Below are 14,961 nucleotides of genomic sequence, written 5' to 3' on the forward strand. Positions count from 1 at the left end.
AGGCCCTGCGGCAGGCCCACCCCTGGGGCAAGGGGCCTCCGGCCCTGGCCTGCGGCCACCCCAGGCCCGGGCCTGCCTCCGGACCAGCCTGCCACACCGCCTCAAGCGGCTCCCCCGCACACCACGGGGCGGCCCGCTCTCGCGAGGGAGTGAGCCGGGTTGGGGGAGGCGAGCCGGCGCGGCTTCGGGACTCCGGGCGGCTTCCCTGAGCGCGACGGCGACGAGATGCCTCGTCGGTGTGATCATTTGCTGATCCGATCGGGCGATTTGCCGGCCTCGTCCCCGCCACGCTCCGCAGGGGCCGTCGCGCTGCGTGAACTACGCTCGGACTCCCCGATCTCGGTCCCGCGCGGGACCCTTGGCGGACGCGCCCGCCACCCCCAGGGGAGAGGAGCGAATCCCGTGACGGACGAGGCGCTGCACACCAACGGCCCAGCGGGCGACGCCCCGGCACCCCGGTTCGTCGGCCGACGGCGGGAACTGAAGGAGCTGCGCGACGACATCGCGCGCACCGGACTCGACACGCTGTCGGGACGCAAGGCCAAGGCCCCCCGCGCCCGCGTCCTGCTCGTGGCCGGCCGCCCCGGCTCCGGCCGCACCGCCCTCGCCGAGGAGTTCGCCCGGCAGACCGCCGAGGACTACCCCGGCGGCCTGCTGCGCACCCGCCTCACCGCCCCCGGCGGCGAGCGCGTCCCCACCGAGCGCACCGCGCGCGAGCTGCTCGAGGCCCTCGGCGAGACCACCCCGCCCGGCGCCGGGGAGGACGAGCTCACCTCCCTGCTGCGCCAGGCCCTTGCCGGCCGCCGCGCCCTGCTGCTGCTCGACGACGCCGCCGACGCCCACCAGGTCGACCCGCTGCTCCCCGACGACCCCGACTGCCTGGTCGTCGCCACCTCCCAGGGGCCCCTGACCGGCATCCCCGACGTCCGCCCGTGCACCCTCGGCGGACTCGACACCCCCGCCGCCGTGGAGCTGCTCACCGCCCGGATCGGCAGCGTCCGGGTCACCGTCGACCCGCGGGCCGCCGAGACCCTGGCCGAGGAGTGCGGGGGCCAGCCCGCCGCGCTGGCCCTGGCCGGCGGCTGGCTCGCCGCCCACCCCAAGGCCGCCGTGGCCGACCTGGCCAAGCAGCTGCACGACACCCCGACCGACCGCGGCCCGGTGGCCCGCGCCTTCCGGCTGCTCTACGAGGCCCTCCCGCAGCCCGCCCAGCGGACCCTGCGGCTGCTGCCGCTGGCCCCCGCCGGGGTGGTCGACGCCCACACCGCCTCCGCCCTGGCCGGCTGCTCGGTCGCCGCCGCCCAGTCCACCCTCGACGACTTCGCCGGGCTGGCCCTGCTGCGCCCGGGCGCCGACGGCCAGTACCTGGTGCCCGGCTGCCTGGCCCCGCTGCTGCGCGGCCTGATGGAGGCCAGGGAGCGCACCGCCGAGCTGCAGCTGGCCCGGGCCCGCATGCTGGAGCGCACGGTGCGGCTGCTGACCTCCTGCCGGACCGTGACCGAGCCGGAGGGTTCCCCGGCCCGGGGCAGGCTCGCCGGGCTACCCCGGGCGCTGCGCTTCCCCGACGCGGAGGCGGCCGCGGCCTGGCTGGAGAGCCGGCTGCCCGTCCTGACCGCGGCCGCCCGCATGGCGGTGGCCGACGGGGAGCTCGACACCCTGGCCCGGCGCCTGGTCGCCGCCCTCGTACGGGCCCTGCTCGCGCACCGGGGCACCGAGGAGGCCGCCCCCGAGCTGTACGGGCTGCACGGCCTGGTCCTGGACGTGGCCGAGCGGCGCGGGCTGCACCGGGAGCGGGCCGCGGCCCTGCTGAACCTGGGTGACCTGGACCACGGCACGGGCCGCACCCGGGAGGCCCTGGACCGCTACCGGGCCGCGCTGGACGCGGGACGGGCGGCGGGGGACCCGTACGCGACCGGCCGCGCGATGGAATCCGTAGGGGGTGCCTACCAGGAACTGGAGGACTGGCACCGGGCCGCCGACTGGTACGGCCGGGCCCTGTCCCAGACCCTCGCGCGCGGGGAGCGGGCGGACGAGGCGCGGCTGTACGGAAGGCTGGGCAGCGTGCACACCTACGCCGCCCGCTACGGCGAGGCGCTGCGCTGCTGGCGCGCGTCCGCGGCGGGCTACCGGCGGCTGGCCGATGTCCCCGGACAGGCGCGGGCCTTGAGCGAGATGGCGCGGGTCCAGGAGTACGCGGGCCGCCCCGAGGAGTCGCTGCACACCTGCCGCGCGGCCGTCGACCTCGCGCGCCGGGCCGGCGACCAGAGGCTGCAGGCGGCCCTCCAGGTGCGGATGGCCGACACGCTCGACCGGCTCGGCGATCCCGCGGCCGCCCGGCTGCACCGCGCAACGGCGGACAGACTGCTGGGAGAAGACCCCGTGGCCTACGAAATCCGCAGTGGTTCCGGCTGAGATATTTGCTTTGTAAGGCTAGACAGCGCCTCATCCTTCATTAGACTGGCTCTGCCGCGTTCTTCCGCGGTGCATCCTGTGCGCACTCTTGTCGCCGGGTATGTATGGATTGCCCCCGTTTTATCCCCTGAGTCAAGGACCGTGATCGACGATGAAGGTCGGCATCCCCCGCGAGGTCAAGAACAACGAGTTCCGCGTGGCCATCACCCCCGCCGGTGTCCACGAGCTCGTCCGCAACGGCCACCAGGTCTTCGTCGAGCAGAACGCCGGTCTCGGCTCCTCGATCACGGACGCTGAGTACGTCGCCGCCGGCGCCGAGATCCTCCCCTCCGCGGACGAGGTCTGGGCCACCGCCGACCTGCTGCTGAAGGTCAAGGAGCCCATCGCGGAGGAGTACCACCGCCTCCGCAAGGACCAGACCCTCTTCACCTACCTGCACCTGGCCGCCTCCAAGGAGTGCACCGACGCGCTCCTGGAGTCCGGCACCACCGCCATCGCGTACGAGACGGTCGAGCTCGCCAACCGCGCGCTCCCGCTGCTCGCCCCGATGTCCGAGGTCGCGGGCCGGCTGGCCCCGCAGGTCGGCGCCTACCACCTGATGCGCTCGGCCGGCGGCCGCGGCATCCTGCCCGGCGGTGTCCCGGGCACCCAGGCCGCCAAGGCCGTCGTCATCGGCGGTGGCGTCTCCGGCTGGAACGCCGCGCAGATCGCCATCGGCATGGGCTTCCACGTGACCCTGCTCGACCGCGACATCAACAAGCTCCGTGAGGCCGACAAGATCTTCGGCACGAAGATCCAGACGATCGTCTCCAACGCCTTCGAGCTGGAGAAGGCCGTCCTCGAGGCCGACCTCGTCATCGGTGCCGTGCTGATCCCGGGTGCGAAGGCCCCGAAGCTGGTCACCAACGAGCTCGTCTCCCGGATGAAGCCCGGAAGTGTCCTTGTCGACATTGCCATCGACCAGGGCGGCTGCTTCGAGGACTCCCGTCCGACCACCCACGCCGAGCCGACCTTCGAGGTCCACAACTCGGTCTTCTACTGCGTCGCCAACATGCCGGGCGCGGTGCCGAACACCTCCACCTACGCCCTCACCAACGCCACGCTGCCCTACATCGTGTCGCTGGCGAACAACGGCTGGGTCGAGGCGCTGCGCCGCGACGCCGCCCTGGCGCTGGGCCTCAACACCCATGACGGTCAGGTCGTTTACGGCCCGGTCGCCGAGGCGCACGGCTACGACCACCTCGAGCTGGACGCCCTCATCGGCTGAGTTCCGCACCCCGCGTCAACCGTTTGACGCCAATCTCACGCGTCCGGCCGGACCTTGCCCGCAAGGTCCGGCCGGACGCGTTTGGGGCCGCCGGGGGACGGGGTACCTCCCGCCCGCACGGGTTGCTGAGAGTGATCTTCAACTCACGCTCAACTCGCCTCGAACGTAACCCTTTAACCGTTTCGCACACCCGCGAAACTTCACAGTGACAGCCCGTACGCCCTTGACAGAGTGGTGTTCGGATGCCGACACATCGTGCCGCGTCCGGCCGATTGTGTTGCTGCGGACCGGTGACACGCCATAGAGTCGCCAACCGTCGGCATGGTGCCACGCTGACCTATCGATAAGTTTCCTGGTCACGTCCGAGGAGGTAAGACGACTTGTGAATGAGTCGACATTTACTCCTGGGGGTGGTCAAGCAGAGCAGTCTGCGCGGGGCCAAGGTCCTGCCGGGCTCGAGGCTGTCGGCTCCGTCGCGGTCCGCACCTTCGCAAACCACCAGCACATGACGACGCCCCAGAAGAGCATGGACGGCCTACACGTGAACTCCATGGCCGGCGACCTGAGCGGCCGCGAGCCCACCGGTTTCGCCGACTACGACGAGGTGCCCGAGGGGCACTTCTACGACCCCGACGCCGAGTACGAGCCCGACCCCGAGTACGCGGCCACCCTCGCACCGGACGCTGCGAGACAGCGCCGCGAGCGGATCGGCCCGACCGGACGGCCGCTGCCGTACTTCCCGATCCCGGGTCCCCTGACCGACCACGGTCCCGCGAAGATCATCGCGATGTGCAACCAGAAGGGCGGCGTCGGCAAGACCACGTCGACCATCAACCTGGGTGCCGCGCTCGCCGAGTACGGGCGGCGCGTGCTGCTCGTCGACTTCGACCCGCAGGGCGCCCTGTCGGTCGGCCTCGGCGTGAACCCGATGGAGCTGGACCTCACCGTCTACAACCTGCTCATGGAGCGGGGCATGTCGGCGGACGAGGTGCTCCTGAAGACCGCGGTCCCCAACATGGACCTGCTGCCCAGCAATATCGATTTGTCTGCCGCCGAAGTGCAGTTGGTGAGCGAGGTGGCGCGCGAGTCGACGCTGCAGCGCGCGCTGAAGCCGCTGATGGACGACTACGACTACATCGTGATCGACTGTCAGCCCTCGCTCGGCCTGCTGACCGTGAACGCCCTGACGGCCGCTCACAAGGTCATCGTGCCGCTGGAGTGCGAGTTCTTCGCGCTGCGCGGTGTCGCGCTGCTGACGGAGACGATCGAGAAGGTCCAGGAGCGGCTCAACCCCGATCTGGAGCTCGACGGCATCCTCGCCACGATGTACGACTCCCGTACCGTGCACAGCCGCGAGGTGCTCGCGCGCGTCGTCGAGGCCTTCGACGACCACGTCTACCACACGGTCATCGGACGGACCGTGCGCTTCCCGGAGACCACGGTCGCCGGCGAGCCGATCACGACGTACGCCTCCAACTCCGTCGGCGCCGCCGCGTATCGCCAGCTCGCCAGGGAGGTGCTCGCCCGGTGTCACGCCGAGTGAGTCTGCCCGGAGCCGACGAACTCTTCCGTACGACAGGGGGGATGGCGCTGCAGGCGTCCTCGCCCCGGCGCCAGGCGGACCCCGTGCACGAGGACGCCGCCGCGGACGACGCGGCGGAGGGCCGTGCGCGGGAGGGCGAGACCGCGGTGACCGCGGTGGTCGAAGCTGCGGTGACACCGCAGAGGCGATCGCAGGAAGGTTCTGCCACCCCGGCGGCCTCCTCGGGCTCGTCCCGCCGCAAGGGGGGCAGCCGCAGCCGCCGCCCCAGCGGGCGCGAGCGGCACGACGAGAAGATCACGGTCTACGTCTCCGCCGAGGAGCTGATGGACCTGGAACACGCCCGCCTGGTGCTCCGCGGGGAGCACGGGCTGGCCGTGGACCGCGGTCGCATCGTCCGCGAGGCGGTGGCCGTGGTCCTGGCCGACCTCGAGTCGCGGGGCGACGCGAGCATCCTGGTCCGCCGCCTCAGAGGGCGCTGACCTCCCTCACGACCCCCGCGGGTGCACTGCCCGGGGCACCGGGCCGCGGGGCGGCGTCGCGCGAGCGGCCGGGCCGGTAGCCTGCCCGCTGACGCCCGAGCTCCCCGCACCCTGCTCCTTGCACCCTGGACCGCGATGCCCCCGACCGACCCCGTACCGCCCGCCCGCGGCTCCCGACGCCCGCTCGGCCGCGGCCCGGGAGCCGCGCCGGCGTCGGCCCCGCTCCCGCCGGTGGAGGGTCCCGAGGGGCCCGGGACGCCGGAGGAGGCGCCTGAGGGCGCCGTGGAGCGCCCGGCCGCCTCCGGGGCCGCCGGGGCCCCCGCGGTGCCGCAGCGGCCCGCCAGCGGGCCCACAGGGGGCGCAGAGGGCGCGGGGGACGCGGGGGTGGGCGAGAAGCCCATCGTCGAGCCCACCGTCGAGCCCACCGTCGAGCCCGGCTCGGACGCCGGAGCGGACACCGCGGCGGACGCCGCAGCCGTGGCCGGCGGCGCGGGAGACGGCCGGTTCACCGTGCGGCTGGCGAACTTCGAGGGCCCCTTCGACCTCCTCCTCCAGCTCATCGCCCGGCACAAGATGGACGTCACCGAGGTCGCCCTGTCCAAGGTGACCGACGAGTTCATGGCCCACATCCGCGCCATGGGCAGCGACTGGGACCTCGACCAGACCACCGAGTTCCTCGTCGTCGCGGCGACCCTCCTGGACCTCAAGGCGGCCCGGCTGCTGCCCGCGGCCGAGGTCGAGGACGAGGCCGACCTGGCCCTGCTCGAAGCGCGGGACCTGCTCTTCGCGCGCCTGCTGCAGTACCGGGCGTACAAGCAGATCGCCGACATCTTCGAACGCCGGGCCGAGGCCGAAGGCCGGCGCTACCCGCGCACCGTCGGCCTCGAGGAGCAGCACGCGGAACTGCTTCCCGAGGTCGTCATCAGCATCGGCGCGGAGGGCTTCGCCAGGTTGGCCGTCAAGGCCATGCAGCCCAAGGCAAAGCCCCAGGTGTACGTCGACCACATCCACGCCCCGCTCGTCAGCGTCCGCGAACAGGGCGCGTTCCTCGTGGCCCGGCTGCGCGAACTCGGCTCGGCCGGCTTCCGCGAGCTCACCGCCGACGCCCCCGACACCCTGACGGTCGTCGCCCGGTTCCTGGCCCTGCTGGAGCTGTACCGCGAGAAGGCGGTGGCCCTGGACCAGGACGAGGCCCTCGGCGAGCTCACCGTGCGCTGGACCGGCGAGGGCGAGGGCGTGCCCGTGATGACCGACGAGTTCGACCAGGCCGACCGGCCGCAGGAGGAGGCCTCCCGATGAGCGTCGCGGAACTGGAGCTGAAGCCGGCCCTGGAGGCCGTACTGATGGTCGTGGACGAACCCGCGACCGAGGCGCACCTGGCCAAGGTGCTCGACCGGCCGGTGCGCGAGGTGGCGCTCGCGCTGCGCGAGCTGGCCGACGAGTACACCGCCCAGCGGCGCGGCTTCGAGCTGCGCGTGGTGGCCGGCGGCTGGCGCTTCTACACGCGGCCGGAGTACGCCGCCGCCGTGGAGGGGTTCGTCCTGGACGGCCAGCAGGCCCGGCTCACCCAGGCGGCGCTGGAGACGCTCGCCGTCGTCGCGTACCGCCAGCCGGTGAGCCGTTCGCGCGTCTCGGCCGTGCGCGGCGTGAACTGTGACGGGGTCATGCGCACCCTCCTCCAGCGCGGTCTGGTCGAGGAGGCGGGCACGGAACCCGAAACAGGTGCGATCCTGTACAGGACGACGAACTACTTCTTGGAGCGGATGGGCCTGCGCGGCCTGGACGAGCTCCCGGAGCTCGCGCCCTTCCTCCCGGAGGCGGAGGCGATCGAGGCGGAGACGCAGGAAGGTGTCCCGTCGTTCGATCCGGACGCTCCGGACACAGACGAAGACGACAAGACGACGGACATTTGATGCGAAGCAGCGGCGGCAACGGCGGCAACGGCGGCAACAGGAACAGCGGCGGCGGTGGCGGCGGGCGTGGGAACGCCCGCGGCGGCAGCTCCGGCGGTGGCGGCGGCTACCGGGGTGGCGGCTCCGGCGGTGGCAGCGGCTCCGGCCGCGGAGGCTCCGGCGGCGGTTCCCGCGGCGGCAGCTCGGGTGGCGGTTACGGCCGTGGTGGCAGCTCGGGCGGCAGCTCGGGTGGCGGTTACGGCCGCGGCGGCAGCTCCGGCGGCGGTTCCCGCGGCGGCAGCTCCGGTGGCGGCTACGGCCGTGGTGGCAGCTCCGGCGGCTACCAGGGCGGCTCGGACTCGCGCGATCGCGCGCCGGCGCCCCGCATCCGCAACCCCCGCCCCGAGGAGCGTCGCTACGACGTGGGCCCCGAGGGCGAGCGCAGCGGTCGCAGCGGCCCCAAGGCGGGCGGCGGCGGTGCCCGCGGTGCGGCCGCGCGCGGTGGCGCCAAGGGCGGCCCCCGCAGCGGCTCCAAGACCCCCGGCATCGGAGGGGCGGGCGGCCCGCGCAGCGGCCCCGGCAGCCGCAGCGGCCAGTCGCGCCCCCGCGAGCTGGACGCGCGGATCGAGGAGCGCGTGCGCGAGCGGTACGCCGACAAGCCCGTGATCAAGACCCCGAAGACCTTCCCGGGCGCCGAGCAGGAGGGCGAGCGGCTGCAGAAGGTCCTCGCCCGGGCCGGCATGGGTTCGCGCCGCGCGTGCGAGGAGCTCATCGAGCAGGCCCGCGTCGAGGTCAACGGCGAGATCGTCACGGAGCAGGGCAAGCGCGTCCAGCCGAAGGACGAGATCAAGGTCGACGGCCTGACCGTGGCGACCCAGTCGTACCTGTTCTTCGCGCTGAACAAGCCCGCCGGCGTCGTCTCCACCATGGAGGACCCGGACGGCCGCCAGTGCCTCGGCGACTACGTCAACAACCGTGAGACCCGGCTCTTCCACGTCGGCCGGCTCGACACGGAGACCGAGGGCATCATCCTGCTCACCAACCACGGCGAGCTGGCCCACCGCCTGACCCACCCCAAGTACGGCGTGACGAAGACGTACCTGGCCGCCATCACCGGCCCGCTGCCGCGCGAGATCGGCAAGCGGCTGCAGTCCGGCATCCAGCTGGAGGACGGGTACGCGAAGGCCGACCACTTCCGCGTGGTCGACCAGGTCGGCAAGAACTACCTGGTCGAGGTCACCCTGCACGAGGGCCGCAAGCACATCGTCCGCCGGATGCTGGCCGAGGCCGGCTTCCCGGTCGAGAAGCTGGTCCGTACGGCCTTCGGGCCGATCGAGCTGGGCGACCAGAAGTCCGGCTGGCTGCGCCGCCTGACCAACACCGAGGTCGGCATGCTGATGCGCGAGGTCGGCCTGTAGGTCGCTGGGTCCGTAGGTCCGTAGGTCCGTAGGTCTGTGGATCCGTAGGTCCGTGGGTCTGCTGCGGGCCTGAACGCCTCCCGCTGTCCCCGAAGGGCCCCCGCACCAGTGCGGGGGCCCTTCGGCGTACCCGGGCCCGGGGCTTGCCGACGGCGCGCGTCGCTCTTTATAGTCGAGGTGACTATAAAGGAGGTCGGTGCGTGTGGACGGTCGTGATGCGGGGGGCCGCGCGGTCGACGGCTACGACCCGGGTGCCTTCGAGCCCTTCGCCGTCACCGTCGACCTGGCCGTGTTCACCGTGCGCGGTGGACGCCTGCACGTGTTGCTGATCCGGCGCGGCCAGGAGCCGTACGCGGGCGCCTGGGCGCTGCCGGGCGGCTTCGTGCTGCCGGCCGAGTCCGCCGAGACGGCGGCCCGGCGGGAACTGGCGGAGGAGACGGGGCTGCCGGAGGCGCTGGTCGCCGCCCTGCACCTGGAGCAGCTGCGCACGTACAGCGAGCCGGGGCGGGACCCGCGCATGCGGGTGGTGTCGGTCGCGTTCACCGCCCTGGTGCCGGACCTGCCGGAGCCGGCCGCGGGGGGCGGCGGGGACGCGGAGGGGGCCTGCTGGGTGCCGGTGGGTCCCGGGGGCTCCGCGGACCTGCCGGCGGAGCCGGTCGGGCCCGCCGGTGCGGTGGGTTCGGTTGGCTCGGTTGGCTCGGTTGGTCTGGTGGGTTCGGTCGGTTCGAGCGGCGGGTCGGGCGGCCTCGCCTTCGATCACGGGCGGATCCTGGCCGACGCCCGCGACCGGGTCGGGGCCAAGCTGGAGTACACCTGCCTGGCCACGGCCTTCTGCGGGCCGGAGTTCACGCTGGGGGAGCTCCGGGCGGTGTACGAGACGGTCTGGGGCACCCCGCTGGACCGGCCCAACTTCCGCCGGAAGGTGCTGGCCACGCCCGGCTTCGTCGAGCCGGTCCCGGGCGCCGCCCGCCTGACCGGCGGCCGGGGCAAGCCCGCCGCGCTCTACCGGGCCGGGGCGGCCACCTCCCTCCATCCGCCGCTGCTGCGGCCGGCGGGGGCGCGGGGATAGCTCCCGCCTCGGCGTCTGTCGGCGGCGTCTCGTACGCCCCTCGACGCTTCTCGAAGCCCCCGGGCGCCCCCATCGCCCGTCCGATCCACCGCCCGTACGACCCCGGCCCGCGCCCGCGCCTGCGCCCGCCCGAGCCAGAGCCCGAAAGGACGACGCCATGACCGTCACCGACAACACCGCCGCCTCCCCCCGCACCAAGGGTGCGGCGACCGGCTCGCTCATCGGGCTGGCGCTCGGCGACGCGCTCGGGTTCCCGACCGAGTTCAACGACGTGCCCGGCATCCTCGCCAAGTTCGGCCCGTGGCGTGAGCTGGAGCTGCCCGCGCGGGCGATCGTCTCCGACGACACGCAGATGACCCTCGCCCTCGGGCGGGCCCTGCGCACCGCCTTGGAGCGCGGGTACCTCGCGCCGCTGCGGCTGCTGCGCCCGCTGCGCGAGGAGTTCGTGGACTGGTACCACTCGCCGGAGAACAACCGCGCCCCCGGGCGGACCTGCCTGGTCGCCTGCCAGTTGCTGGACGGCGACCGGGACTGGCGGCAGGCCAGCCAGATCGACTCCAAGGGCTGCGGCGCCAACATGCGGGTGGCCCCCGTCGGTCTGGCCCCCGGCCTGACGGCGGACCAGCGGGCCGGCGCGGCCCAGCTCCAGTCGGCCGTGACGCACGGCCACCCGACCGCGCTGGCGGCCTCGGACCTCACCGCCCGGGCGGTGTTCCTGCTCGCGCAGGGCACCGAGCCGACCGGCCTGGTCGGGCAGTTGCGCTCGTACGCACTGGACAACCGCACCCGCTACCAGGAGCGGTGGCTCGGCGACCTGTGGACCCGTTCGCACGACGCCTCGCCCGAGTCCTTCATCGCGCGAGGCTGGGACGAGTGCCTGGGCGTGCTCGACCGGCTCGCGGCGGCCCTGCGCGCGCCCTCGCCGGAGACCGACCCGTGCCTGACCACGGGGGAGGGCTGGATCGCCGAGGAGGCCCTGGCCACGGCCCTGCACTGCTTCCTGCTCTTCCCCGAGCAGCCGCTGCTCGCGCTGCGCCGGGCCGCCGTGACCGCCGGCGACTCCGACTCGATCGCCTGCCTCACCGGCGCCTTCGCCGGCGCCCACCTCGGTGCCGAGGCCTGGCCGGCGCCGTGGGAGGAGCGCATCGAGTACCGCGACGAACTCCTGGCCCTCGGCGCCCTGTGGGACGCGTGAGGCGTACGGGGGCGCCGGCGTGCGGGGGCGGTGGAGCCGTGCGGGGGCCGGTGGAGCCGTGCGGGGCGGCGGGGCGGCGGGGCCCCGACGGGCTCGGGGCGCGGAGCGGCTGGCATGATCGGCGCGTGCCGGACCTCCTGAACCTCGACCTCGACCTCGCCCCGCTCGCCCCCGTCGTCGCCGAAGAGCCCGACCCGGTGCTGTTCGCCACGGTCTCCGGGGCGCACCTGTACGGGTTCCCCTCGCGGGACTCGGACGTCGACCTGAGGGGCGTCCACCTGCTGCCGCTGGAGTCCCTGATCGGGCTGCGCGAGCCGGCGGAGACCCGTGGGCGGATGTGGGACCGCGACGGGGTCGAGATGGACCTGGTGACGCACGACCTGCGCAAGTTCGTCCGGCTCATGTTGCGGCGCAACGGCTACGTGCTGGAGCAGCTGCTCTCCCCGCTGGTGGTGCACACCACGCCCGCGCACGCGGAGCTGCGGGAGCTGGTGCCGGGGGTGCTCACCCGCCACCACGCCCACCACTACCGGGGGTTCGCCGGCACGCAGTGGCGGCTGTTCGCCCGCACGGGCGAGCTGAAGCCCCTGCTGTACGCGTTCCGGGCGCTGCTGACGGGGATCCACCTGATGCGCGCCGGCGAGGTGCAGGCGCACCTGCCGACGCTGCTCGGGGAGGTGCCCGAGGCGCCCGCGTACCTGGCCGGCCTGATCGAGGCCAAGGCCGCGGCGGAGCACGGGGCGGCCGAGGGACTGGACGCCGCGGCGCTCGAGGCGGACGCGGAGGCGTTGCACGCCGTGCTGGACGAGGCGCAGGCGGGCAGCGGGCTGCCGACGGAGCCGTCCGGGTACGACGCCCTGCACGATCTGGTCGTTCGTACGCGCACGGCAGGCTAGGAGCGTCCTCTCCCCGGAGATGTCGTGGGGCGCGCGGACGGGTTGGTGCGTGCCCCGGTGGACGTTGTGCGGGTGCCTGGGTGCCTGGGTGCGTGCGTCCGGGAACGTCGCGTGGGTGCGTGGGTGCGTGCGTGCGTCGACCGCGTGGGCGGGGGTGGGCGGGGGTGGGCGGGGCGGCGGACAATGGCTCCATGGCCCGCGATTCCGCCCCGGCCGTGCCGGTTCCCGCCCGGGCCGTGCGCGTCTTCGGGCCGTGGTGGCCCGGAGGCCCGTCGTGACCCCGCTGGGGGCCGGCGACGTCGAGGGGCTCGGCGCGCTCGACGCCACCGCCCAGGCCGCCCTCGTGCGGACGGGGGAGGTCAGCGCCCGGGAGCTGGTCGAGGCCGCCGTCGCCCGGATCGAGGCGCTCAACCCGCGGCTGAACGCCGTGGTCACCGCCACCTACGACCGTGCGCTGGCACAGGTGGCCGCCGGCCTGCCGGACGGCCCCTTCACCGGAGTCCCCTACCTGCTGAAGGACCTCGTCGCCGAGCAGGCGGGGGTCCGCTTCTGCGAGGGGTCGGTCTTCCTGCGCGACCACGTCTCGCTCCGGGACCAGCTGCTCGTACGACGGCTGCGCGCGGCGGGCCTGGTGCTGCTGGGGAAGACCAGCACGTCCGAGTTCGGCATGAGCCCCACCTGCGAGTCCGCGCTGTACGGGGCGACCCGCAACCCCTGGGACCCCGCCCGTACCACCGGGGGGTCCAGCGGGGGATCGGCCGCGGCCGTCGCCGCGCGGATGGTGCCGGCCGCCCACGGCAACGACGTCGGCGGCTCGATCCGTTTCCCCGCCTCCTGCTGCGGGGTGTTCGGCCTCAAACCCAGCCGCGGCCGGGTGCCGCTGGGCCCGGAGTACGGCGACGCCTTCGGCGGGTGGGCCGTCGAGCACGCCCTGACCCGTTCGGTACGGGACTCCGCCGGGCTCCTCGACGCGGTCGCGGGACCCGCGCTCGGTGACCCGTACCCCGCTCCGGCCGCTCCGGGGACGTTCGCCGAGCAGGTCGAACGCGACCCGGGGCGGCTGCGGATCGCCTTCAGCCCCCGCCCGGCGGACGGGCATGCCGTGCACGCCGACTGCGTCGCCGCCCTCGACGACGCCGTCCGACTGCTGTCCGACCAGGGCCACGAGCTCACGGAGGCGGACCTGCCCGGGCTGACGGAGGAGGTGGGCACGGCGATCGGCACCGTGTACGGGGCAGGGGTGTCCTGGATCATCGGCTACTGGATCCGGGTGCGGGGACGCGAGCCGGGCGCGGGGGAGCTCGAGCCGCTCACCCGGGCGTACTGGGACCTCGGGCGGGGCGTCACCGGCGGCGACTACCTGCTCGCCGTCACGACCCTGCAGTCCTTCGCCCGTACGGTGGCCCGCTTCCTGACGCGGTTCGACGCCTGGCTCACCCCCACGCTGGCCCAGCCGCCGCTCCTGCTGGGCGAGATGACGTCGACGCCGGAGGACCCGTTGCGCGCGGCCCGGCACAGTGCGCCCTTCGTCGCGTTCCCGGCGGTGGTCGCCAACATCACGGGCGCGCCCGCCATGTCCGTACCGCTGTACTGGACCGCGTCCGGGCTGCCCATCGGCGTGCACTTCCTGGGGCGGGTGGGGGAGGAGGGCACGCTGCTGCGGCTGGCCGGGCAGTTGGAGCGGGCCAGGTCGTGGGACGGTCGGCGGCCGGGGGTGGGGTGAGGGGAGTGGGGTGGGTGGGGTGGGTTTTGGGGCTGGGGTGGGTGGTTTTGTGCGTGGGTGCTGGGGTGGGGTGGGTGGTTGGCGGGTTGCTCAGGCCGAGGCGCGGCGGGTGCGGACGAGGAAGTCCTCGACCGCGGCGCGGTCGGGCTCGGCGGGCAGGGGCGTGCCGGGCGCGGCCGCATCGGTCTCCTCGACCAGGTGGGCCATCCAGGACTCCACTTCGGCCCAGCTGAGTTCGCCGCGCTTGACCGCGAGGAGGCGGTCGCGGTAGGGGGCCGCGTCGATGCTCAGCAGCCCCGAGTGCAGCAGGTCGCGGCAGGACAGCAGGAGGCGCAGCAGGTGCATGGCGTGCTTCCAGCGGGGGGCGCCGTGGTTGCGCACGTCCTGGTCGAGCTTGGCGCGCTGGCCGGCGGCGTAGCGCGTGAACGTGGTGTGGGCGTGGCGGGAGAGGAAGGCGCCGCGCAGGGACAGGAGTTCCTCGCCGACCGGCGTGATGGTCTCCACCAAGGGGGAGTGGAGGCACTCCAGGATGTTCGGGTTGGCGCGCAGGGCGAGCTCGCAGAAGCGTTCCAGCTCCCATGAGAACTGCTCCTCCAGCGGGCCGTCCACGTGGGTGGGCGGCTTCTCGAAGCGCCAGTACAGGGGTGTGGGCGCGACGAAGACCCCGCGCCGGTCGGTGTCGCTGCCCGCGGTGTCCAGCCCGAAGGCGCGGGACCCCATCACGCAGGCGTAGACGGTGTGGTCGCGCACGAGCTGTTCGGGATGCATGCGGCGAGGCTAGCGGGGTGGCGGGGTGGGTGCTCGGGGATATCGGGGGCTTGGGTGCGTGGGGTTGGTTCGGCTTCGGGGTGGGGTGGGGTGGGGGCGAGGGGTGGGCTGAGGCTGGGGGTGGGTGCCGGGTGGGTTTGGGGCGGGTGCTCCGGCTTGTTCGCTTCGGGGGTGGGTCCCGTGGTGTGTGGGTCCCCTCGGCGGTTGACAGGGGCGGCCTGCAGGCCCTGCGGCAGGCCCACCCCAGGGGCAAGGGGCTTCGCCCTGGCCTTCGGCCACCCCTGGCCCGGGCCTGCCTC

The 14,961-nt window shown here is 74.0% G+C and carries 12 protein-coding genes; 11 read left to right on the forward strand and 1 reads right to left on the reverse strand.

Translation table 11 applies throughout. From position 1 onward, the window contains the following. Positions 1-402 precede the first annotated feature (402 nt). From ACIQCH_RS35515 to ACIQCH_RS35565, 11 genes are all read left to right on the forward strand, one after another. Positions 403-2,412 (forward strand): tetratricopeptide repeat protein, encoded by a 2,010-nt coding sequence (locus ACIQCH_RS35515; RefSeq protein WP_402587962.1) that lies wholly within the window; start codon positions 403-405, stop codon positions 2,410-2,412. A 151-nt stretch (positions 2,413-2,563) separates the two neighbouring features. Beyond that, a complete protein-coding gene (gene ald / locus ACIQCH_RS35520) occupies positions 2,564-3,679 on the forward strand; it encodes an alanine dehydrogenase (RefSeq protein ID WP_402587964.1) in 1,116 nt (371 codons plus the stop codon). A gap of 382 nt (positions 3,680-4,061) precedes the next feature. Continuing rightward, a complete protein-coding gene (locus tag ACIQCH_RS35525; RefSeq protein WP_402587966.1) occupies positions 4,062-5,222 on the forward strand; it encodes a ParA family protein in 1,161 nt (386 codons plus the stop codon). After that, a complete protein-coding gene (locus tag ACIQCH_RS35530) occupies positions 5,207-5,701 on the forward strand; it encodes a hypothetical protein (protein WP_402587968.1) in 495 nt (164 codons plus the stop codon). The genes ACIQCH_RS35525 and ACIQCH_RS35530 overlap by 16 nt, the downstream gene beginning before the upstream one ends. A 135-nt stretch (positions 5,702-5,836) precedes the next feature. Then, positions 5,837-7,000 carry a segregation and condensation protein A gene (locus ACIQCH_RS35535; protein WP_402587970.1) on the forward strand — a complete coding sequence of 388 codons (1,164 nt, stop codon included), beginning with the start codon at positions 5,837-5,839 and terminating at the stop codon, positions 6,998-7,000. Next, complete coding sequence (gene scpB / locus ACIQCH_RS35540; protein ID WP_030207513.1) at positions 6,997-7,614, forward strand: SMC-Scp complex subunit ScpB; 618 nt, start codon at positions 6,997-6,999, stop codon at positions 7,612-7,614. Before ACIQCH_RS35535 ends, scpB begins: the two co-directional genes overlap by 4 nt. After that, positions 7,614-9,011, forward strand: coding sequence for a pseudouridine synthase (locus tag ACIQCH_RS35545; RefSeq protein ID WP_402587972.1), 1,398 nt, complete (start codon positions 7,614-7,616; stop codon positions 9,009-9,011). Before scpB ends, ACIQCH_RS35545 begins: the two co-directional genes overlap by 1 nt. A gap of 202 nt (positions 9,012-9,213) precedes the next feature. Continuing rightward, complete coding sequence (locus ACIQCH_RS35550; protein ID WP_402587974.1) at positions 9,214-10,080, forward strand: NUDIX hydrolase; 867 nt, start codon at positions 9,214-9,216, stop codon at positions 10,078-10,080. 157 nt (positions 10,081-10,237) lie between these two features. Further along, on the forward strand, positions 10,238-11,275 hold the full coding sequence (locus ACIQCH_RS35555; protein WP_402587975.1) for an ADP-ribosylglycohydrolase family protein: 1,038 nt from the start codon (positions 10,238-10,240) through the stop codon (positions 11,273-11,275). Positions 11,276-11,400: 125 nt separating this feature from the next. After that, positions 11,401-12,171 carry a DNA polymerase beta superfamily protein gene (locus ACIQCH_RS35560; RefSeq protein WP_402587977.1) on the forward strand — a complete coding sequence of 257 codons (771 nt, stop codon included), beginning with the start codon at positions 11,401-11,403 and terminating at the stop codon, positions 12,169-12,171. 274 nt (positions 12,172-12,445) lie between these two features. Further along, entirely contained in the window at positions 12,446-13,894 is a 1,449-nt protein-coding gene (locus tag ACIQCH_RS35565; RefSeq protein WP_402587979.1) for an amidase, read from the forward strand. Between the two features lie 90 nt (positions 13,895-13,984). On the opposite strand, the gene ACIQCH_RS35570 is transcribed toward ACIQCH_RS35565, so the two are convergent. Further along, complete coding sequence (locus ACIQCH_RS35570; protein ID WP_402587981.1) at positions 13,985-14,662, reverse strand: DNA polymerase beta superfamily protein; 678 nt, start codon at positions 14,660-14,662, stop codon at positions 13,985-13,987. Between the last annotated feature and the right edge of the window lie 299 nt (positions 14,663-14,961).

The organism is Streptomyces sp. NPDC093225 (assembly GCF_044753805.1).
Taxonomy (GTDB): domain Bacteria; phylum Actinomycetota; class Actinomycetes; order Streptomycetales; family Streptomycetaceae; genus Streptomyces.

Coding starts and splice junctions, on each gene's coding strand:
- ACIQCH_RS35545 (WP_402587972.1), top strand. CDS start 7,614: ATGCGAAGCAGCGGCGGCAACGGCGGCAACGGCGGCAACAGGAACAGC.
- scpB (WP_030207513.1), top strand. CDS start 6,997: ATGAGCGTCGCGGAACTGGAGCTGAAGCCGGCCCTGGAGGCCGTACTG.
- ACIQCH_RS35555 (WP_402587975.1), top strand. CDS start 10,238: ATGACCGTCACCGACAACACCGCCGCCTCCCCCCGCACCAAGGGTGCG.
- ACIQCH_RS35570 (WP_402587981.1), bottom strand. CDS start 14,662: ATGCATCCCGAACAGCTCGTGCGCGACCACACCGTCTACGCCTGCGTG.
- ald (WP_402587964.1), top strand. CDS start 2,564: ATGAAGGTCGGCATCCCCCGCGAGGTCAAGAACAACGAGTTCCGCGTG.
- ACIQCH_RS35535 (WP_402587970.1), top strand. CDS start 5,837: ATGCCCCCGACCGACCCCGTACCGCCCGCCCGCGGCTCCCGACGCCCG.